Raw genomic sequence first — 23,106 nt, 5'->3', positions numbered from 1 at the left:
AGGGTTTCTTGGGGAGACGCGCTATGAGCCTTATCTTAGAACTGAAGGATATCAGTAAACATTATCCCGGCGTAAAAGCGCTAGAAGAGGTGAGTTTACGTTTATATTCAGGGGAAGTTCATGCCCTCTTGGGCGAAAACGGTGCGGGTAAGTCCACACTGGTTAAAGTGATGACGGGAGCACAATCCAAAGATGGCGGGGATATTGTTTTTCTGGGTGAAAAACAGCATTTTTGTACGCCGATTGAGGCGCAGAAAATCGGGATCAGCACGGTTTATCAAGAAGTGAATCTGGTTCCGAACCTCTCCGTGGCGCAGAATTTATTTCTGGGCTACGAGCCTAAACGTTTTGGGTTAATTCATTTTAATAAAATGTATGCCGATGCCCGCTGCGTGTTGACTCAATTCAAGCTGGATATTGATGTCACTGCGCCACTGTCGCAATACTCTATAGCCGTACAACAGCTTATCGCCATTGCCCGTGGCGTAGCCATGTCAGCCAAAGTGTTGGTATTAGATGAGCCAACGGCCAGCCTTGATGCGGATGAAGTGCAAGTGCTGTTTGGCATTTTGAATCAGCTTAAGCAAAAGGGTGTGGCCATAGTGTTTATCACCCATTTTCTCGATCAAGTTTACCAGATAAGTGACCGCATCACGGTACTGCGAAACGGTCGCTTTATTGGTGAATATCTTACATCTGAGTTACCCCAATCCCAATTGATTGAAGCTATGCTCGGGCGTTCATTGCAAGAGCAACTGGTTGATAAGAAAACTGACAATAATTCAGAAAAAAGCACTTCAGCTGTACTTCTTTCCCTTGAGGGCGTGTCAGTTAAAGGCTCCATTCAAGCCATGACGCTCACTGTGCCTAAGGGTCAGGCTGTGGGTCTTGCTGGCTTGTTAGGTTCAGGGCGCAGTGAAGTTTGCAATGCGGTTTTTGGACTGGATTTGCTTGAAAGCGGCAGCATTCACTTAGCGGGTAAAAAACTGAATCTTTCACAACCTGTGGATGCCATTCACGCGGGGATCGCACTTTGTCCTGAAGATCGCAAGATTGACGGCATTATTGGGCCTTTATCCATTCGCGAGAACATCATTTTAGCCTTGCAGGCGAGGGTAGGATGGTGGCGCTGTTTGTCAAAGGCAAGGCAACAGGAAATTGCCCAGTTCTTTATCGATAAATTGCAGATCGCCACGCCCGATGCCGACAAACCCATAGAGCAGCTCAGTGGCGGTAATCAGCAGAAAGTGATCTTAGCGCGCTGGCTTGCCATCGAACCGATTTTGTTAGTGCTCGATGAACCAACCCGTGGTATCGATATCGGCGCCCATGCCGAGATTATCAAACTGATTAGGTCCTTGTGTGACGATGGTATGTCTCTGCTCGTTGCCTCCTCCGAATTAGATGAACTTGTCGCATTCTCCAACAAAGTCGTGGTGATGCGCGACCGTTATGCGGTGCGTGAATTAACGGGTTCAGATCTCACCTCACAACACGTTATGCAAGCCATTGCGGAGGGATAAATGAAAAGCTCAGCAGAAATGATGTCGCCGGAGGCTTTACCTATGATGTCAAATAACCAGCACCCAATAACCAAAGAAAAAACGGACCGTTATCAAGCGGGTAAGTCAAAGTCCTTCGGTCGTTATCTTTGGCCTTTATTAGCGTTAGCCTTACTGCTGCTAGTTAATTTATTTATCGACAGCAGTTTTTTCCATTTAACCTATCAAGATGACCGTCTTTATGGTTCCTTGATTGATATCTTAAACCGCAGTGCGCCGGTAGCGTTGCTCGCGATTGGCATGAGTTTAGTCATTGCCACAGGTGGGATTGACCTCTCTGTTGGTGCTGTGATGGCAATCGCAGGAGCGGTCTGCGCTAACCTTTTGCTGGTGCCGGATATCAGCTTAGTGACAGTGGTATTCGCGGGTTTGATGGTTGGCCTCGCTGCGGGTTGCATTAATGGTGCCTTGGTCAGTTTTTTAGGGATCCAGCCTATTGTGGCGACTTTGTTGCTCATGGTTGCGGGGCGCGGCGTCGCTCAACTAATCAATCAGGGGCAGATCATTACCTTTCAAAATGAAGCATTTGCGGCAATCGGTGTTGGGCAGTTTTTAGGATTACCTATGCCGATTTGGATTGTCATTGGCATGTTGCTATTGACCCAATTATTGCTGCGCAGAACCGCTTTGGGACTTTTTATTGAAGCCGTCGGCTGTAACGCTAAAGCGAGTCGTTACCTTGGTATTAATGATAAATCCATCAAGCTGTTCGTGTATGCCATTGCCGGATTATGCGCAGCGTTAGCCGGCATGATAAGCACTGCCGACATTCAAGGATCAGACGCTAATAACGCCGGCTTATGGCTCGAGCTCGACGCCATCTTAGCTGTAGTGATTGGTGGCGCAGCGTTAACTGGTGGGCGTTTCTCACTTGTGTTGTCGATCATCGGCGCGCTGATCATCCAAACCTTAGCCACTACGATTATCGTCAGTGGTTTACCTGCCAAATTTAACCTGTTGATCAAAGCAATAGTGATCTTGAGTGTACTGTTACTGCAGTCTGAGAAATTCAGAAGTCAGCTATCGGGATTATTCAAACTTCGCACCTTCAACAGTGACAAGGCTGGAGACAAAAAATGATCGCTAAACGTTTTATTCCCCTATGGATCACGGCCTCCTTGCTGCTAGTGATGTTTTTGATAGGTTCAATGCAGTTTGATGGCTTTGCCAGTGTCAGAGTCGTGACTAACTTATTCCGTGATAACGCTTTTTTACTGATCACCGCACTCGGGATGACATTAGTCATCATCTCTGGAGGCATCGATTTATCCGTAGGCTCAGTGATTGCCTTAAGTGGCGTGCTTACCAGTGTGTTAATTACCGAATATCACTGGCATCCACTGCTCGCATTTGCACTGGTTCTGCCCCTTGGCACACTCTTTGGTGCCTTGATGGGCAGCATTATCCACGTTTACAAGCTTCAACCCTTCATTGTGACCTTGGCGGGGATGTTTTTAGCGCGCGGCATGGCAACCACCATCAGTGAAGAATCAATCGCAATTGACCATCCGTTTTACGATGCCATTGCCGATCTGAGCATTGCTTTACCCGGTCATGGCTCGCTTGATATCAGCTCATTGATTTTTATCATATTTTTCATCATTGTTGCCGTCATGATGCACTACAGCCGTTTCGGAACCAATGTGTACGCCCTTGGCGGTAATGCGCAATCGGCGGAGTTAATGGGGGTTTCTATCGCGAAAACCACTATCAGTATTTATGCGCTCAGTAGTTTTCTCGCAACCTTGGCGGGGATTGTGTTCACCTTTTACACTTTTTCCGGTTATGCACTCGGAGCAGTTGGGGTAGAGCTCGATGCCATTGCCGCTGTGGTGATTGGCGGCACCTTGCTCACCGGTGGCAGCGGTTTTGTGTTAGGTACTGTGCTTGGGGTGTTTTTAATGGGCGTGATCCAGACCTACATTACTTTCGATGGCACGCTCAGCAGTTGGTGGACCAAGATAGTGATTGGGTTATTACTGTTTTTCTTCATCGTGTTACAAAAACTCTTGAATGGACGCAAACCTAGCCATGGATAAGTTAACCTCAATGACTCGCTCTAAACCTATTAGCTCTAAGCATGGTAGTTCTAATCATGGTAACGCTAATCGAATTACCCCTAAACCAAGCCGTTTGTCGGCACTGGCGGTGTCAATTGCGCTGTCGGTTTGTATGGCAAGCCCTGCGAATGCAGTGCCTGTGCTTGAGCATAAAGCTGCCGTTCATCAGGCTATTGATGCACAAAAGACCACATCCACCATTCAAAATTTGCCTTTTATTGCCCGTAGTGCCGATCCTTGGGTGATTAAAGCCGACGATGGCAGTTATTACTTTATTGCCTCTGTACCTGAATTCGATCGAATAGAACTGCGCCATGCCGCCACAATTCAAGGGCTGAGCCAAGCAAAGCCTAAGATCATTTGGCGTAAGCATGAGTCTGGGCCCATGAGCATCGACATTTGGGCGCCCGAACTACATAAGATTGATGGCCGTTGGTATATCTATTATGCCGCCAGTGATAAAGACCTGCGTTTTCATAACCGCATGTTTGTATTAGGCTTAAATGGCGATGATCCGATGGCGAGTGAGTGGCAGGAACTCGGACGCCTTAAGACGGCGCACGATGCATTTTCTTTAGATGCCACCAGCTTTCAAGTAGGCGAACAGCGTTATTTTATTTGGGCGCAGCAAGATGAGGCTAAAAGTTACAACACGGGATTGGTGATCGCCAAAATGGTATCGCCGACGCAGGCGTCAGCACAGGAAACCATCATCACCGAACCTTTGCTCAACTGGGAAAGACTGGGTTTTAAAGTCAACGAAGGCGCTGCCGTGCTCATTAAAAATGGCAAAGTCTTTGTGACCTATTCCGCCAGCGCCACAGATGATCGCTACGCTATAGGTTTACTGTGGGCGGATCAAACGGCCGATCTTCTCGATCCCAAGAGCTGGCATAAAGCACCCACACCCGTATTTAGCAGTAATCCAGCACTTAAACGTTTTGGTCCAGGGCACAACAGCTTTGTACTAGCAGAAGACGGTAAGACGGAGTTAATGTTCTACCACGCCCGCAATTACCTCGAACTACAGGGAACGCCACTCACCGACGGTAATCGGCACAGCTATTATCGCGCGATATCTTGGTCAGCAGATGGCATGCCACAGTTTGATAATGAGCTCAGCGATGAACAAACGCTTGCTAAGTGAAGCTAAAAACTTCTCCTAACTAAAATTGTATAAGCAACAATAATAAGCGCTTAGCGTTTACTGATTTGAAACACGATTGGATTTTTAAAGTTAATCAACCAACAAGGGAGTTTATGAAGCAAGATGTGGCTTCATTCTGCTAGTGACGATCTGTCACCCGTAGAGTTTGAGAATTCTCAAGTAAAAGTGTCCAGTTTGGGTTGACCAGAACACTTTAAACATTACAAAACTAGGTCAACCGAGTCATTACCGTGAGAGAGCCTAAAGTCTTCTCTGGCACGTTTTGGGGCAGAAAGCGTTTAAATAGCGGTAAACTGAGGTTAAACCGCCATTTCCTACGATATGTGAATATTGGGTATCAGACTTTATTACTCTCACGCTATTACGGATATTCAGTGGTTCTCAGTAATCTTACTTCATACAAACCACCTGCAATTGAGCCTCCTTTAGCGACAAACTTAACGGTAAAAGGCTGATTAGGGTCGCTCAGCATTTCGGCGGGAATAGGGTAGTCTTGACTATAAAAGTCTGCGCCTTTTTCTCCGCTCAATGTCACTGTTGCGAGTAACTTACCGTTAATGTGGATCTCAAACTCGCGGCCCGCATCTAAGCCGAAGTAGGTGAGCCTTAAGATCGGTGCGGTTTCTCCCTTTGCATTCAACTGATAACTAAACCAATCGTGGGCGTGGCGCCAATGGCGGGTGCCATTGAGTCCAGCTTCACTCTTAGATGCCTTAAAGAAATGATCAGCTTCAGGTTGTTGCTCACCGGGCAAGACTAAATCGAGCGTCTGCGCCGCAAGCTTAGCTTCAAATTGAGATTTCATACTCAGGGCTTGCTGTCGCTGTTGCCACTCATTAGGCGCACTTTGCCCAAAATAAACCGTGTAACGACTGTCGTGGAGGCGAAAGAAGGGGATCAGCTCTAAGGATTTAGTCTGATTCATCCGCGCCTTGCCGGTAGAAAACTTAAGTTCACTGAACGGCAAGCGGGTGATCTGCTGCAAAAATGCGGTGCCATCGCTAATAAAAATCGGCGCTTGGTCGGGTTCACACATAGGGCCTTTGGCAATGTGGCCCATGCGGCTACTATCACCGATAAAGTTTAAGGATTCATTGGCAATCGGCTGTGTTTTGGCCGCCAGAACAATCGGCCCATACAGAACTGAGTAATAAGAGCTTTTATCGGGTATTTGTTCTAACGTCACAGTCATGGGTAAGGTGATGCTGATCTTATCGCCCTTATGCCACTGACGTTTGATCTTGATGTACTGGCCTGCAACGGCGTTAAACTTTTGCGCTTGACCATTAATACTCAGCGTTAAATCATTATGTTGCACCCACTGTGGATATCGCACATTAAGGGCAAACTGCGCATCTTTGTCTAAGGTTATTTCTGAGGTATTAGCATCAGGGAACAAGGTTTTCTGCGTAACGGTGATACCTTTTTTCTGCCAATGTACCTCGGAGTCGACAAACAGATTCACATAAAAATCATCACCCTCGCTGGCGTAGATGAGTTCGCCATACTTAGCGTGATTTTCAATCCCTGAGCCGACACAACACCACATGCTTTGCTGGGCAGAGGAATAGACGCGGTAATGATCGGGCCTCATAGTCGTAAAGTACACAAGACCACCGTTATCAGGGTGTTGAGACGACAAAATGTGATTATAAAGGGCGCGCTCGTAGTACTCGATATAAGCTAAATCAGCTTTATTTTCATCAAGTAGCTTGTTTTCATAAAGTAGTTTGGACAATTTTAGCATGTTGTACGTGTTACAGGTTTCGGGCCCTTCGGCCGATTCCAACATGCTGCTGAAATCGTCACTGGGATGAAAATGCTCACGCACACTGTTACCGCCAATGGATACCGTGCGCTTATGCACGACTTGCTGCCAGAAGAAATCGGCACTGTCTAACCAAACCTTGTTATTACTTAACTCTGCAATGCGGGCGACGCCGACGATTTTCGGAATTTGCGTATTTGCATGTAACCCCGTGAGTTTGTCTTCGTGATGTAACAGTGGCTGCAACAAGGATTGATCGGTATAGCGTTTAGCTAAAGCTAAGTATTTATCTTGCCCAGTAATAACGTAAACATCGGCTAAGGTTTCGTTTAAGCCGCCATATTCGGTACGCAGCATAAGTTGCAGCTGCTCATCGCTCAGCTTATTGCTTAAATGCAGCATCCAATCGGCGAAATTCACCAGCATTTTTTTCGCAGTTGGATTATGGGTGTACAAATAGGCATCCCTTAAGCCTGAAAACACTTTATGGACGTTGTACCAAGGCACCCAAGCTTGGTTGAGGGTGAATAAATCCGCCTCTATCTTACCTTGCTCGATTTGCTGCCAGAGCTTACGGCTATTGGGCACACCACCAAGGTAACCATTACCATGGGCTTGCTGACACTTTTCTAACTCGGCCACCATGTAATTGAGTCGTGCTAATACGGCTTTATCGCCCGTCGCCGCGTACATCAGCGCAAGCGCGGAAAGATAATGTCCGCCGATATGACCATCTAAACCCGTATCTTCCCAATTCGGATAATTTTCAGCCGTGGTCGCTATGCCAGCATCCTTACGATAAGGCGCTAATAACCGTTCGGGATCCATCGACATGATGTAGTGCAAATCGGTTTGCTGGGCGTGTAAAAAAGGGCCGGCGGTAATACGAACATCATTAAGTGGGATAGCGCTTGGCGCTGCAAAGCCTAGTGGATTTAATAAACAAAGGCTTAAGAGTAATGCGGATTTCATATCAGATCCCTTTAAGGTTTAGGCGCTTTAATCTCATCTCTCACTAGAACGGCTGTTAAAACTGAGGAGGTACTGTGATGGACTTGCAGCTCACAAACATTTGCGTACTGCGAACACTTGCACCACAAAAAATATACCGCTAATAAAAAGCCCCAAATAGAAGGGGCTTTAAACTTAGAACTTAAAATAAGAACTTGAGCTAAGGGCGTTAAGCTAAAACTTTTAGCTTAAAAGCTTCAAATACAAGAACCTTTTACTCCTGGATTGAAGGCTTGCCAAATACTGGCATACCCGCATCATCCCATCGCAATGCCTTAACATAGGTATGGCGGTTTGGATCCCACAAAGGGTCACCTTCAATTTCAGTGTAAGTGCGCGCGTGGTACACCAATAGATCGGTTTCACCATCTTCAGCTAAGGTAAAACTGTTATGTCCCGCACCATAAACACCGTGCTCATAACAACTTGTCATCACAGGTTCTGATGCTTTATGCCATTGAGCGGCATCGAGTAAATCTGCATTCTCATCAATAGACAGTAAACCCATACAATAATTTTCATCGGTAGCACTGGCAGAATAGGTGATAAAGATTTTGCCATGACGTTTTAGCACGGACGGACCTTCGTTCACCCAAAAGCCTTTGATCTCCCATGGATATTCAGGCTTGGTTAACATGACAGGCGTTGAGCTTATCTTGTCTGGTGTGTCCATTTTGGCAATGTAAAGATTGCTATTGCCTTGGATGTCCGGGGCTTTTTGCGCCCACACATAGTACAGCTGACCACGGTGTTCAAAGGTTGTCGCATCAAGGCAGAAAGTGTCGATACCTGTATCGAGCTGACCAAGGAATTGCCATTCTCCCATCAGTGGGTTGGCATCATTACAACGCAGCACATACATGCGATGTTGAAACAGCGCATCTTTAATTTCTCGGCTCGGCGCAATTGCAACATAAAGATACCAAGCACCTTGATTAAAATGGATTTCCGGCGCCCATACTAAGTCAGAATAAGCCCCCGTATCCGGTTTATGCCACACATCAACCGGAGTGGCATCGGCAAGACCAGCAATCGTGGTGGCTCTGCGTAACTCAATACGGTCGTACTGAGGCACTGACGCGGTGAAATAATAAAAACCATCCGTGTGCTTATAAATAAAAGGGTCGGCACGTTGTTCAATTAAAGGGCTAAGCTTTAACATCTTTTACTCCAAACGATTCCAAAACGGGTTTCAACATAATTTCAAAAACAACTTACAAAACAGACTCAAAAGAATCCAACGTTAAACTGATACTTGCGGATCTGAATTACCGCCTTGAGTTGCGCGCTTAGGCTCAGGTGCGGCCTCTTCATCAAGAATTTCCATATCGGGTAGTGCTTGCTTGATATCTTCATAAACACGGTCAGATATTTTGTACTTAAACATCAATAACCCCATCAGCGCGTGGAAGGCACCAGGAATGACAGTTAACATCAAGGAAATCCCTGTCAGGGTGAAACTGCTTTGTACTTGCCCAGGTTGATAGTTGAAGTAAGTCAATAACATACCCACTACAAAACCTGCGGCGCCCATACCGGCTTTTTGAGCGAATGAGATCCCACCAAAAGCTAAACCCGAAACCCTATGACCTGTTTTAACCGTGCCGTAATCGACCGATTCAGAAATTACCGACCAAAATACAGGTGCATGTAAATCCACCACAAAGGAGATGGCAAAATAGAGCACAAAGGCAAGTACGATATCGCCTGGCTGCACAGTAAAGAACATCAGCACACTTAAAACACCGACGATGAGTTGGCTATAACGGAACAGCTTAAGCTTGCAGTAACGCTTAGTGATCCAGGTTGAGGCCACCATAGCCAGAATCGCGGCGCCAACACCGGTTGAGAGAAAAGCCGACAGCATTTTGGCGTCGCCGCCGAGGTAATAGGTGGCGTAATAGGCGGCAACTGAGCCGCGAATAACGTAACCGACTGTGCCTATCACGCAGATAGAACACAGCACTAACCATTGATCGTTCTTTAATAGCAACTTCAATTGTGTGCCAATAGGCTTAGTTTCTACTTTGTAGGCCACACGCTCTTTAGTCGTGAAGAAACAGAATAAAAACAACAATGTTGCCATTAATGCCATTACACCCATGGCCTTTTGATAGCCAGCAGCAAGGTTATCACCGCCCCAAGATGCGGCAAGCATAGGCACTATAATGGTCACTAAAAAAGCGGCAATTTTAGCGAAGAACAGTCGATAGCCATTGGCGGATAAGCGCTCTTTGGGGTTGTCTGTTAGTACACTAATAATGGATATATAAGGAATAGTGACTGTAGTGAAAATAATCGTCACCAGAATATAAGTGGAATAAGCCCAAATCAGTTTAGCGTTGTAGTCCCAGTCCGGTGTACTAAAGGTTAAAAAGACCGACAGCCCAAACGGCACCGCCATAAACAGGAAGTAAGGGCGATAACGGCCCCAACGTGTGGTTACTTTATCGTTAATAATGCCCATGAGTGGATCGGTAATGGCATCAATCAAGCGAACCAGTAAAAACAAAATACCCACATCAGCAGGCTTTAGGCCAAAGATGTCGGTATAAAAGAAGGTAATAATTAACATCATTGAAGACATCACCACGTTTACAGCCATATCCCCAGAGCCGTAACCGATCTTCTCAATGACCGAAAGTTTATGAGAACTCATCAGAAATCCTTATTATATTTTTTATAAACAGTGAGTTAATGTACCAGCAACACGTTATAGCGTATTCCCCATGTTAATACATTCTCTAACTGTTAATTTTCCCACATTGGATTGTTACTTATTTTTCTTGATAGTATGATAACCTCAATCATCATACAATAGCATAATAGCTATTTTATTATATTGGATCTTGTTTCATTAAGGAGAATTGATGCCACCACTGTCTGCTTCATCTAAAAAACACCTTAAGCGGCTCAACTGTGCCTTGCTGCTCGGCCTTCTTGGCACTGTCGGTAGCATTAGCGCAAAACAGGTGAGTATTCATGATCCGGTAATGGCGCAAGAAGCGGGGAACTATTATCTGTTTAGTACCGGCCCTGGCATTACCTATTATTCTTCAAAGGATAAAGTGCACTGGGCATTGGCGGGCAGAGTATTCGACACTGAGCCCACATGGGCCCGCAGTGTTGCACCGGGTTTTAATGGTCACCTGTGGGCGCCGGATATCATTGAGCATAACGGCAGTTTTTACCTTTATTACTCTGTCTCGGCCTTTGGTAAAAATACCTCCGCGATTGGGGTAACCGTCAATAAAACTCTTGATAAACATTCAAAAGATTATCAGTGGGTTGATAAGGGGATTGTGTTGCAGTCCATTCCCGACCGCGATGCGTGGAATGCTATTGACCCGAATATTATTGTTGATGAACAAGGCACGCCTTGGATGAGTTTCGGTTCATTCTGGCAAGGGTTGAAGCTCGTTAAACTCAATAGTGACTTTATCTCGATTGCCGAGCCGCAGGAATGGCATACCTTAGCCAAGCTAGCGCGTCCTGCACTGCTAGCAGAAACCGAACCCGGCCCAGCGCAAATTGAAGCACCGTTTATTTATAAAAAAGCGGATTTTTACTATTTATTTGTTTCCTACGGTCTTTGCTGCCGTGGTGACGACAGTACCTATCATTTAGCGGTTGGCCGCTCGAAATCAGTGACTGGCCCTTATCTTGATAAAACCGGTAAAGAAATGGCTCAAGGTGGAGGCTCCGTGTTGCTTAACGGTACTAAGGCATGGCCAGGATTGGGGCACAACAGCGTGTATCAATTTGATGGAAAAGATTATTTAGTCTTTCACGCCTATGAATCCGCCGATCATGGCTTACAAAAACTCAAAATAGCTGAACTGACATGGAATCAAGGTTGGCCAGTGGTCGACCCTAACGCGCTCACCCAATATCAAAGTGTATTAGTTGACTCAGTAGGAAATAAATAACAATGACTCATTCTCTGACTAAATTAGTCGCCGTAATGGCGCTGTCATCCTGCTTGGGGGCAGGTATGGTTCACGCATCGCCCATATCAACGGACGATAACCGAATCACCAGCGAAACGTTTGCCAACCCTTTGTTTAGAAATGGCGCAGATCCTTGGCTTGAATACTTTAATGGTAACTATTATCTGACCACGACAACGTGGACTTCTGAATTAGTGATGCGCAAATCGCCCACGATTGCCGGGCTTGCCGATGCTCCCGCACACAATATTTGGACCGGTACAGATAAATCACGTTGCTGTAATTTTTGGGCATTTGAATTCCATCCAATGCAAACCGCCGATGGTCTACGCTGGTATGTTATTTATACCTCAGGCGTTGCGGAAAACTTTGACGGTCAGCGCAATCATATCCTTGAGAGTGAAGGCAGCGATCCTATGGGGCCATACACTTACAAAGGTACGCCTATGCCGGATCATTGGAATATCGACGGCAGTTATTTGGAATATAAGGGACAGTTGTATTTCCTTTGGTCCGAGTGGCACGGTAAAGATCAAGTCAATTTAATCGCTAAGATGAGTAATCCTTGGACCGTTGAAGGCGAGCATAAGGTGATCACTCAGCCTACTTACGCTTGGGAAAAGTCCGGTCTAAACGTGAATGAAGGACCTGAAATCATTCAGCACCAAGGACGAACCTTCCTTGTGCATTCGGCAAGCTTTTGTAACACAGAAGATTACTCGCTTGGCGTGGTCGAACTTACGGGCACCGATCCTATGGATCCCGCTGCGTGGACGAAATACGACAAACCTTTTTTCAGTAAAGCCAATGGGGTTTATGGCCCTGGCCATCACGGATTCTTTACCTCCCCCGACGGCAGCGAAGATTGGTTGGTTTACCACGGCAACTCTTCACCCACAGATGGTTGCAGTGGCACACGATCCGCCAGAGCCCAACCTTTTAAATGGGATGACAAAGGCCTGCCTAACTTTGGTGAGCCAATGGCAGACAAGCAACCCTTACGCGTTCCAAGTGGTGAGTTTGGGCCATTGAAAGCCCAAGTTGAAGGGGTGAAATACCGTATTGTTAACCATGATACCGACCAGTGCCTCATCACCAATGCCAAAGGCGATGTCAGCGTTAGCCGTTGTGACGATAAAGCCAGTACTTGGGTGGTTGATCCCACCAATGACGGACTTTATCGATTTGCTAACGTGGCCGAAGGCAGCTTTCTCACCCAAGAAAATTGCCAAGACAGTGAAGCCTTTGGCGTGAGTGCTGCGCCTTGGGTTGCTTCCCGTTGCCAACGTTGGTCAGTGGATGCCAGCCATGATGGTTGGTTCCGTTTTGCCAATGAGCGTTCTATTCAAAATCTGCAAGCCGCCAATTGCACTACCCAAAAGGGCGCAGCTGTCGTTACCGGCGAAAACCGCGTCAGCGATTGTACTGACTGGCGGATTGAACCGGTATCTCATTTAGCTATTGTAAATGCCCACAGTGGACGAGTGGTGTCGGCGCAACAATGCGACTTTAAAGCCAATGCCAATGTGGTTCAACATGAATATACCGCCAATGCCTGCCAGCAATGGCAAGCAACATCCACCAGTGATGGTTATTACCGCCTGCAATCGAAGCAGCTAGCGGCGAACAAACAAGCCCAATGCTTAGTGAGTGTTGATGGCAACTTGCAGCTGGGTGGTTGCGAGCAGGCTGACAGTGAATGGCGAACTGAGTTTATGCCAAATGGTTCACTGCGTGTGGTATCGCGTAAGGGCGGTTCATCGATGAAAGTGGCAGGAGAGTCCTATGACAATGGCGATAATATCGTTGAGGATGTCTGGAAAAATACCATTTCGCAGCAGTTCTATTTCAGAGAGGTGAAATAGCAACAAATAGTTTGTAACGGGTGCTTGAAATGTCGTTTGAGTTGAGGTCGCTTAACGACATCTTGGTTGAGCCAGCGTTGCTCGGCGCTAAGCAGTAACTGATTCAGTTACTGCTTTTTTTATGCCTCTACCATTGGCTAATCGCCTGCCAAATTAATCGAATGGCCAACAGCGTCAGTACAATGCTAAAAGCGGTTTGAAAATGTTTATCGGCGACACGTTTCAGCATTTTAAACCCAATCCACGTGCCTACTGTGCCGCTTAAAATCATGCACACCAACAGCGGCCACCAATCCGCTAGCGATACACCCATGCCTTCAAACACCACAATTTTAACCCCGTGCTGCAGTGACATCGCCATGGCAAAAGTGGCGACGGTGCGAAAACGGTCAACTTCCAATTGTTTAATAAACGCCGCAACTAATGGCCCAGTAGCGCCTGCAAATAACGAGATAAACGTGGTTATGGCGCCTGCGGCAAGCGTCCCTAAAGTACCAAACACCATTTTTGGCAGTTTGGGACCCCAACATGAATAAAGAATAAATGCAGCAATGGTGAGGTACATAACTGATGGTGGCAGCGCCACCAACACAACACTCCCCAATAATGCCCCTAATATTGCACCGGGGAAAAATGCCGCTATAAGTCGCCATTCAATATAGCGCCAGCCTAGAGCTGCACGGCCACCGTTCGAACCCAATTGCACCACGCCATGTAATGGAATAATCAGTTGCGGCGGTAACACTTGTGCCATCACGCCTAAAAGCATAACGCCACCACCAATGCCAAAACAGGCCGTAAAAAAAGAGGTAAATGCGGCGCTAAGGGTGAGTAGGGCAAATATATCGGCGGGGATCGCATCAAATGAAAACCATGAAGAAAGCATAAGTTGTATTCGAAAAGTGTGAGGGTGCTAACAGTAGCAAAATCGCTTGAGGCTTTCAAAGCTCATAAGCTGCCACTTAGCACAGCCTTGAGTCATTGGATGAGATGAAAAAATAAAGCGGCTTTGATTTAATCAATCTGAGCCGCTTACGATTATCCATGAGGCTAAATCTATTAAAATACTTCTTTAGAATGTTTGTTTAGCTGAGTGCTTGCGCTTAACTTTTAGGCGTAATGCGAATGATAAACCCATCATTACCCTGAAGTTTAATTTCCGTTTTAGCGGATAAAACCACCTTATGGGTTTGAAAACCCCGCTCGCCATCACTGACAATCATCTCTATATTTCCACCCATCGTTTGTAAAAAACTGAGATCGAGTGTGATGGTTTTAGCTTCTGCTTCGCCATTAATACCCGCGACAAACCAAGTGTTGCCAGCGCGGCGAGCAAACACGGCTAATTTACCGGGATAACCTGCGATAAAGCGGGATTCATCCCAATGAGTCGGCAATTGCTGCATAACGCTTTTAACAAAGGTCGGCACGGTTTTCATTCCTGCCGGTGTCTCAACTATGTGCTGAATGCCACTCACAAACAAAATCGGCAAGGCCAATTCAAAGGCATTGGTCGTTTTACGCTTGATGTTAGGGATATCGTTAAAGGTGGTTGGGGTGAAATCCATGGGATCAAATAGGTTACGAGTAAAAGGTAACATGGCGCTGTGACTCGCTTCCTTATCTGCCGCCTCTTGGAAGAAAGTGATCATTTCAAAGCCCTTTACCGCTTCTGCACTTAATAAGTTAGGGTAAGTTCTGCTCAGGCCTCTTGGCAAAGTCGTGCCATGAAAATTAACTAATAACTCATACTTAGCCGCATTGTTGAGAATGTCGTGATAGTAGGCAATCATGGATTGACCGTCACCGGCAAAGAAATCAATTTTCACACCTTTAACACCCAAATTGTGTAACTTAGCAAACTCCTGTTGGCGAGTCTCGGCGGTCAGTAATCGACTTTTAGGGCTGTATTTCGTGGTATTCCAATCACCTGATGAATTGTACCAAACCCAAATACCGACATTTTTACCAGCTGCATAATCAACAAGCTGCTTGAGCTTGTCGTCACCAATCTTTTGATCCCAATCGGCATCAATGAGTGTGTATTGCCAGTGCATGTCCGCAGCATGATCGATAAATTGCTGCTGTACGGAATAAACAGTGGCGTCATCTTTCAATAATCCCCAGCTCCAAGAGGCAATTCCGGGCTTGATAAATCGAGTGTCCATTGCTGAAGGTTCAGCGAGATCTGTTCCCAATGTGGAATCAGCTATGGTCGCAAGAGAGCCAATGGCAATCACGCGCCACGGAGTCTGCAAAGGTAAGGTGCCGTGGCTCAACAGTGCTTTGCCAGTAAACACCTCGGCAGCCATAGGTAAACCTATGGCATATTCACCTTTGGGAGAGCGAGCTTGCAGACGCGAGGCGTGATCATTTGCCGTCACGCCAGCTTCTGTAATCGCCATCCAAGTGTTATCCGTCTTATTGCTTATCTTAAACAGTGCAGGGAAAACCCAGCCCGCTGGTGAGGGGGACGGCTGATCGACAGGGATATCCATTTGATAATGTTCTTCATAGGATGGGTTGGTATGCTCCCAACCCGTTTGCGCCTCGGCAATCGGTTGCAGCCAAGCACGGCTCTGCTGCGGCAAATTAAAACGAGTATATTCCTCGACCACACTCACGGGTTTTGGCGATTGCTTGTCGATGCGTTTATCTTCAAGCGCGCGATAGCGAAATGCCACGCCATCGTTTGAGACTCTAAAGGTGATTTCCAACTGCTGCATTTTGTCATTGGTGAGCACAAACTGTTGTTGATTCGCGCTATAGTCAACTTGGCTTTGCTTGCCGCTGTAGAGCTGATAATGTTCATTAATTTGTGTGATATCACTGGGTTTTATCGAGCGAATATTATTTAAAAACTGCCTGTCTGAAAGCGCTAAACCTAATCCTGAAGCCAGTAACACGGGCTGTCTATCTTGGGATATTTGATATTGTGCTTGATCGTGCGCATCGATAAAAAGCGCGACACTGATGCGCCTATCGGGACTGACTAACGCGCTATTAGCGGCCACGGCGTCGATAGTGAAAGTAGCCGTCAATGCACAACAAAGCATGCCACCCAAAATAACCTTACGCATATAAACTCCTTTTGTGGTTCATCATGTGGATGACCAAAAGAAAAAGCTAATCAATTGATTAGCTTTTTGATTTCTTTCACGGCTGAAGCATCAGGCTTAGAAAGAGTAACGCGTACCAATCGCAAAGGTGCGGCTATACAAAGATGAACCACTATTATACAAGTTAAAGTCAGTATAAGCAGAGTGGAACTCTTCACCGGTTAAGTTAGTGGCATCGAAGGTCAGTACCCAATCAGGGGTAACATCCCAGCTAAATTGAAAGTCCATGTTCGCTTCTGAGTCGCTGTAAATCCCCGTTGGCATTGAACAGCAGAAGTTATAACCCGTTAGGAACTTATCACGATATACATAGGACAAGCGTGCAGAGTAACCTTCTTTCTCATAGGCTAATACCACGCTGTATGAGTTTTTAGAGACACCGACTAACGGCTTAGTTTCATAACCAATAAGCTCGCCCGCACCGCCATCAGTATCAGCGGCAAAGATAGGATCTTTGGTTTTGCCATCTATGTAGGTGTAACTAGTTTGTATACCAATACCTTGCAACCAATTAGGTAGTTCATCGGGGAAGTAGGTAAATCCCAGTTCTAAACCATCTAAGCTACCTTTACCTGCGTTGGATGGTTGTGTGAGTACGTATTTTGCGTTGTAATCTGGATTTGGATTGTCAGTCACTTCGATGTTGCGACTCGTGGTGTAGACAAAACCATCGACTTCACGCTTAAACAGCACGCCATATAAGCTACTACTTGGTGCAAAATAATATTCTAATGACAGATCGTAGTTCTGCGATTCAACCGGTTTTAAATCTGGATTACCGCTCGATGCATAACCAAATTCAGCCTCCGTGCCGGCATTAGGAGGTGTCAGTGTCATGGTAGGGTTTAAGTCACCAAAAGCGGGACGACTTATTGTTTTACCGTAGGATAAGCGCAATAACAGATCATCGGTTAGGTAGTAGCGCGCCATAAAGCTTGGCAGCACATCGGTTGCATCGGTTGATTGCGTTACTTTACTCGCCGCTGATTCATTAAAGGCCAGATCAGTACTGCTGTTCACCACACGCACGCCTATCTGACCATCTAAAGGTAAACCAAAGAGTTCGGTGCTGTAGTTCGTTTGCAGATAGGCCGCCATGGTTTGTTCTTCAATGTCAAAAGAGCGCGAATCTAAATAACCACCGCCGTTGACTGCCAAGCCATAGTATTCACGCATTTGTCCTACATTATCCAATAGATAGCCGCCGTCAGCAGACAACCAGTTGCTTGGCACATAGGCTTGACCGTCATAGAAGCCGGATTCCGACGTCGTTGGTAAGCCTGCAATATCCGTTAAACGACAAGTTGCGCCATTGATGGAGCAGCTACCACTGCTTTGATCTTTCGATTTCGATTTGGCGGTACGTTTATCATAACGCACACCAAAATCGATCGTGTCAAATAGACCCGCTTCAATGGCATAGTCACCATCTAAGTTCCACGAAATCGCATCACCTTCATCTTTACCGCTAGTGTCGAACAAGCTGCCCATATTGAAGTCGGCGGCGTTGGTCAAACTGCCTTCATCAATATCAGTCGTGCTTGGGTCATCTAGATATGCAAAAGCAGGGTTACCTGTGCCATTGTAATTAAAATCTACGGCTAACTGATCGCGTACTGCGTTGGTTTGCATGGCCACAAAAGAGCGAGTGAATTTACTGGTTTGATAATTGATTTCGGATCGTAATCTTAAGTCGTCACCAATATCCCATTTACCCCCTAATGCATAAACATAGCTATCAGTCTCGCCCGTAGAACCATCACCGCTGGTAAACAAGGCAGCGTTATTGATGTAGTTCTTCTTCACCACATTAGTATTGTCGTAGAACTCTGGGTTTCTGAAATGACTGTTACCATTAACAAATGAAAACAGCAGCGAGTTAAAATCTTCATTGCGATAACCGTTATAGAAAGCTTCGAAGAGATACTCTGACGTGGCATTAGGCTGCCATTGCAGTGATAAGTTAACGGCAGGGCGCTTGCGGGTACCAGTATAATCGGTCAAGCCCATCGCATCGCGCAGCAACACATACTCTGTATCAACCCCATTAACATTGAGCGTTGAACCTGGCGTTGTGGATAATTCTTCACCACGCGTCACAAATGCAGCGTTAATCCGCTCAAAATTATCGGCACGGTAGGGATCAGAAGAGCCGACCCAAATGTTTTGATCGCGATAATTACTCTCAGCATAAGAAGCGTTGATTAAGGCGCCAAATTCACCTGCGCCTGTATCCCAACGGTCACTGGCAAGAATACTGAAATTAGGGTCAACTTTTTCAGTTGCATCACTGTAGATACCACGGGCGGCAACGACAATCTTCTCCCCAGAGAAGTTGAAGGGCCGCTGGGTTTTAATGTCAATTTGGCCCGCGATGCCGCCTTCAATCAGGTTGGCTGAACGCGTTTTATATACGTCAACACTGTTCAGTAGCGAGGCTGGAATATCCGCTAATGCCACAGAACGCCCTGTAGAAGTAAAAATTTGACGACCGTTAATCGTGGTTGAAACATCGCCTAATCCACGGATAGTGACGCCACTCACTTCTCCGCCGCCTCGACCAGTCACTTGCACGCCTGTGACCCTTTGCAAAGCCTCAACCACGTTATTATCGGGAAACTTACCAATATCTTCCGCAATGATGGAATCAACAATTTGAACGTTCTGTCGCTTCAGCTCGATAGCCTTCGTTAACGAATCACGAATGCCAGTAACCTGAATCACTTCTATCTCATCAACTTTTTTTTCTTCTTCTGCATAAGCGTTTTGGCACATCAAAGATATTGATGAAGCTATCGCTATGCTGAGCAGTGAACGTGTAAACATGAAAGAGCTCCCCAAGTGCAGTTATTTCATAAGTTTGTTTAATTTTTGGTAGATATTTTGTTATGTTAATTATAATGATGCTATTGTATGACTAATAACCTGTCAACACATAATTTGTCAGTATCTTGTTAAAAGATATCTTTGCTGTTTACAAATATACTATTGTATGATGAATTGTGGTTGTCGTGATCATCTCCCATAGGGCATGGGTTAAAAGTGATCAACCTAAAAACATAGAACTCTTTAAAAGCACTTTAAAATTAAGTACATGAATATTAATGGGGGAGATGGCTATATGAAATTGAGTAAATTGATGCTTGCTATGACGGGGATCATAGTTCTTGGGGGATGTGGCGGCGATGGGGATTCTGGTTCATTACCTCCCAATATGGTTCCAGAGAACCAACAATTACCGGATCCGACAATCAAGCAGGAAATGTTAGATTTTAATGATCTTGCAGTGCATGATCCGTCAATCATTAAAGCAGACGATACCTATTACGTTTTTGGTTCACATTTAGCTGCGGCTAAATCAACGGATCTGATGAACTGGCAATATTTGACTCGCATTGAGCCAGTACTTGATGCCAATGGCGAACCGGTTCTCGATGATGATAATAATCCTGTCACCATCACACGCATTGCAAATGCACCCACAGATCAAAATCCACTATTTAATACAGTTTCGAGCGAAATGGTGGCCGCTTTTAAATGGACTGGCGATAAAGTTCAAGGCTCGTGGGCGCCGGATGTTATCAAGCTTAAAGATGGAAAGTATTATTTCTATTACGATTTTTGTAACAATCCAGATGACCCTGGCTATCCAACACCTGTGTGTAATGCCCCACGATCTTTTATCGGCGTTGCCGTAGCTGACGCGATAGAAGGCCCATATGTCGATAAAGGTGTATTTTTGCGCTCAGGATTAACGGCGGATGAGATTACTCAAGGTTTAGGACCTGATGGTGTAACCGCCTATAACGGTGGCACTATGCCAAATACCATAGACCCCGCTGTTTTCTATGACAAAGATGGACAACTGTGGATGACCTATGGATCTTACTTCGGTGGGATCTGGATCTTAAAAATAGATGAGACCACAGCAAAACCATTCCCGAATCAAGGCTATGGTAAGCGGCTAACCGGTGGTGAGTTTGCGGCTAATGAAGGCTCATATATTCTCTATAGCCCTGATGCTAACTATTACTATTTATTTACTTCTATTGGTGGCTTTGCGGCCAATGGTGGTTATAACATTCGTGTTTCCCGCTCAGAAAATCCTGACGGACCTTATGTCGATGCCAGTGGTTTTGACATGACTCAAGTTTATAAAAATCCTGAAGAACATGGCAATAAGATACTCGGTGGCTTCGAATTTGTTGCAGAGAAAGGCGATACGGGAAGCACTCAGGGATATTTATCGCCAGGCCATAACTCAGCCTATTTTGATAAAAATACAGGTAAATATTTCCTCGTTACCCATACTCGTTTCCCTAACCGCGATGAGCAACACTCTGTACGTGTTCATGAGATGTTTATCAATGCCGATGGTTGGTTAGTGGTATCACCACATCGTTATGCGCCAATTGACGGTGATAATGTTGTCGATGCACTCGATCTCGTCGGTGACTATCGCTTTATTAATTTTGAAAAAGATACCAACACTTCACCAAAAACTTCCGTTTACCTCACACTGACCGAGAGTCGTCTTGTGAAAGGGGAAGTCACGGGTAAATATCGTTTATACGATAACGAACCGAACAGAATCACGTTAACCCTTGATAATTTGGGTACATTCGAAGGTACTCTCGCATGGCAGTGGGATGAGACCCTCGCTAAATTGGTACCCACCTTCAGCGCATTGTCGAATGAAGGCGTCTCCGTTTGGGGCTCAAAACTGCTCGATAAGACCTCAGAACAACTATTAACCGACATAGGCAACAGCATAGATGTTGTCAGTGAAGCGACGGGTGGTGTGATTGCGCTACCAACGCGCGGTACACGCGGTGCGACAATAGAGTGGACATCAAGTGATGCTACTGTGATCCACCCAGACGGCACTGTGGTTCGCCCCAATGTAGGGGAAGGTGACAAGGTAGTAACTTTGACCGCCACTATCATGGTTAACGGTAAAAAAGTCACTAAGACGTATCAAGTGACTGTGTTTGCGAGAAAAACCTATAACCGTATCGCGCAGTACAGTTTCGAGAACAACCTGACAGACTCTTTAGGGCTGTTTGCAGCTGGTCAACCTACGGGTGATAGAATATTTAAAGCAGCTGATTCAGTTAGTTATAGCATGGGACTTGAAGGGGAAGCACTGGCACTCGATGGCGCCCACGGCGTGTTACTGCCTACAGGGATAATTTCAAGCTATGAGTACACTGTCTCATTCTGGGCCAATCCGACAGTCATCACTGGGTTTTCAACGGCATTTTTTGGTGCAGTCAATGAGGAAACCGCAGCCGATGGCGGTAAGTTCTCTAACACTTGGATCAGCATGCTGCCCCAAGGCTGGGATGGCAATACCATGTTTTGGAGTAACGGCAGTGCCTGGTTTGATGGCGTTACCGGTGAGCGAATACCTGAAAATACTTGGTCACATGTCGCGTTTTCGGTGAGCAATGGGCTGGTACGTGTCTTTATCAACGGTGTTGAAAAATTCAGTCGCGGCAATCTCAGCGATTATTTCAGCGGCCAACAGGGCGTCTTTGGGCTTGGAGTTAACTACTGGGATCTGCCCTATAATGGTTTGATTGATGAACTTAAGGTATATGAAGCGGCATTGACTGCAGGTGAAGTCAAAGCTTTGGATATTGATAAATTGCCAGACAGCGAATTACTAGCATCTGCAGTGGATATCCTCGACTTAGGCGATTTATCCTCAGTACGTGAAAATTTGCATTTGCCTGTCACGGGTCCTTATGCAGCAGCAATAACTTGGGTATCTTCAGATCCGACTATCATAGATACCACAGGTGGCGTGACTCAGCCAGGTCGTGAGGACACTGATAAAGTGGTGACCTTGACGGCAACCATAAAGCTGGGACAAGCCACTCAAACCAAAGTGTTCACAGCAAATGTGAAGTCAATGGCGCCACCAACACCTGTAGCTGTCTATAGCTTTGAAGATAACCTAACGGACAGCACTGCTCACTTTGGTGCTGGCACTGTGGTGGGTAACTTAATTGGTACAACTGGTGGAACCATTACTTACGCTGATGGCGCTGTGGGCAAAGCGGCAGTATTTGACGGAAAATCGGGTATTGAACTGCCAAACAACCTGATCAAAGACAATAGCTATTCAGTCTCTTTGTGGCTGAATCCTAAAGTCTTGAACAAATACACCAGTGCGCTCTTTAGTTATGCCAGTGCTTCAAGCTGGACCAGCGTATTACCTGGCGGACAAAACGACTATGAACATGCGGTATTATGGTCTGGTGAAGCTTGGTATGACGGTAGAACCGGCTTTACTATGCCAAAAGAGACTTGGTCACACATGGTGTACACGGTTAATGGTGGGGATGTGAAGGTCTACATCAATGGTAACTTACTGTTTACTGGCGCCAACTTCCCGAACGTTTTCTCTGTACCCACCACAAAGTTTACGGTCGGCGTTAACTTCTGGGATACACCTTTCACCGGTTCAGTCGATGAAATCAAGTTCTATGACGAAGCGATAACCGAGCAAGACGTGCAAGATCTGTTTAGCGAATCCAATCAATAGTCAAGCAACACCCAAGCTATTGACGCTCATCACGAAAGCATCCGAAAGGG

General features: G+C 45.9%; 13 protein-coding genes and 1 pseudogene. 8 read left to right on the top strand and 6 right to left on the bottom strand.

Translation table 11 applies throughout. The features are described from left to right. Positions 1 to 23: 23 nt before the first annotated feature. The 5 genes and pseudogenes from BM607_RS05545 to BM607_RS21785 all read left to right on the top strand — a co-directional run. Positions 24 to 1,523: a sugar ABC transporter ATP-binding protein gene (locus BM607_RS05545; RefSeq protein ID WP_071939845.1), complete on the top strand. Its 1,500-nt coding sequence runs from the start codon at positions 24 to 26 to the stop codon at positions 1,521 to 1,523. Further along, positions 1,524 to 2,642, top strand: a complete 1,119-nt coding sequence (locus tag BM607_RS05540; protein ID WP_071939844.1) for an ABC transporter permease — start codon at positions 1,524 to 1,526, stop codon at positions 2,640 to 2,642. It begins immediately after the preceding gene. Further along, positions 2,639 to 3,601: a galactofuranose ABC transporter, permease protein YjfF gene (gene yjfF / locus BM607_RS05535; RefSeq protein WP_071939843.1), complete on the top strand. Its 963-nt coding sequence runs from the start codon at positions 2,639 to 2,641 to the stop codon at positions 3,599 to 3,601. The genes BM607_RS05540 and yjfF overlap by 4 nt, the downstream gene beginning before the upstream one ends. Further along, complete coding sequence (locus BM607_RS05530; RefSeq protein ID WP_249269553.1) at positions 3,594 to 4,769, top strand: family 43 glycosylhydrolase; 1,176 nt, start codon at positions 3,594 to 3,596, stop codon at positions 4,767 to 4,769. Before yjfF ends, BM607_RS05530 begins: the two co-directional genes overlap by 8 nt. Positions 4,770 to 4,834: 65 nt before the next feature. Next, a pseudogene (locus BM607_RS21785) lies at positions 4,835 to 4,973 on the top strand (IS3 family transposase); the annotation flags it as partial. A gap of 178 nt (positions 4,974 to 5,151) precedes the next feature. Here BM607_RS21785 and BM607_RS05525 read toward each other — a convergent pair. From BM607_RS05525 to BM607_RS05515, 3 genes are all read right to left on the bottom strand, one after another. After that, on the bottom strand, positions 5,152 to 7,530 hold the full coding sequence (locus BM607_RS05525; RefSeq protein WP_071939842.1) for a glycoside hydrolase family 127 protein: 2,379 nt from the start codon (positions 7,528 to 7,530) through the stop codon (positions 5,152 to 5,154). A 253-nt stretch (positions 7,531 to 7,783) separates the two neighbouring features. Further along, positions 7,784 to 8,731 carry a glycoside hydrolase family 43 protein gene (locus BM607_RS05520; RefSeq protein WP_071939841.1) on the bottom strand — a complete coding sequence of 316 codons (948 nt, stop codon included), beginning with the start codon at positions 8,729 to 8,731 and terminating at the stop codon, positions 7,784 to 7,786. An 81-nt stretch (positions 8,732 to 8,812) separates the two neighbouring features. Beyond that, a complete protein-coding gene (locus BM607_RS05515) occupies positions 8,813 to 10,228 on the bottom strand; it encodes an MFS transporter (protein ID WP_071939840.1) in 1,416 nt (471 codons plus the stop codon). Positions 10,229 to 10,439: 211 nt separating this feature from the next. On the opposite strand from BM607_RS05515, the gene BM607_RS05510 reads away from it, so the two are divergent. Then, entirely contained in the window at positions 10,440 to 11,498 is a 1,059-nt protein-coding gene (locus BM607_RS05510) for an arabinan endo-1,5-alpha-L-arabinosidase (protein ID WP_071939839.1), read from the top strand. Positions 11,499 to 11,500: 2 nt separating this feature from the next. Then, the gene (locus tag BM607_RS05505; protein ID WP_071939838.1) at positions 11,501 to 13,384 is read left to right on the top strand and encodes a family 43 glycosylhydrolase; all 1,884 of its coding nucleotides are present in this window, start codon (positions 11,501 to 11,503) and stop codon (positions 13,382 to 13,384) included. Between the two features lie 127 nt (positions 13,385 to 13,511). Here BM607_RS05505 and BM607_RS05500 read toward each other — a convergent pair whose 3' ends face one another. The 3 genes from BM607_RS05500 to BM607_RS05490 form a co-directional block, all read right to left on the bottom strand. After that, positions 13,512 to 14,270, bottom strand: a complete 759-nt coding sequence (locus tag BM607_RS05500) for a sulfite exporter TauE/SafE family protein (RefSeq protein WP_071939837.1) — start codon at positions 14,268 to 14,270, stop codon at positions 13,512 to 13,514. Between the two features lie 217 nt (positions 14,271 to 14,487). Next, on the bottom strand, positions 14,488 to 16,464 hold the full coding sequence (locus BM607_RS05495) for a glycoside hydrolase family 97 protein (RefSeq protein WP_071939836.1): 1,977 nt from the start codon (positions 16,462 to 16,464) through the stop codon (positions 14,488 to 14,490). A 96-nt stretch (positions 16,465 to 16,560) separates the two neighbouring features. Further along, positions 16,561 to 19,329 carry a TonB-dependent receptor gene (locus BM607_RS05490; RefSeq protein WP_071939835.1) on the bottom strand — a complete coding sequence of 923 codons (2,769 nt, stop codon included), beginning with the start codon at positions 19,327 to 19,329 and terminating at the stop codon, positions 16,561 to 16,563. 295 nt (positions 19,330 to 19,624) lie between these two features. On the opposite strand from BM607_RS05490, the gene BM607_RS05485 reads away from it, so the two are divergent. Continuing rightward, positions 19,625 to 23,056 (top strand): LamG-like jellyroll fold domain-containing protein, encoded by a 3,432-nt coding sequence (locus tag BM607_RS05485; protein ID WP_087486480.1) that lies wholly within the window; start codon positions 19,625 to 19,627, stop codon positions 23,054 to 23,056. Positions 23,057 to 23,106 lie beyond the last annotated feature (50 nt).

Source organism: Shewanella sp. SACH (assembly GCF_001887095.2).
In the GTDB taxonomy this organism is placed as follows: Bacteria; Pseudomonadota; Gammaproteobacteria; order Enterobacterales; family Shewanellaceae; genus Shewanella; species Shewanella baltica.
This window is presented reverse-complemented; position numbering and strand designations above follow the sequence as displayed.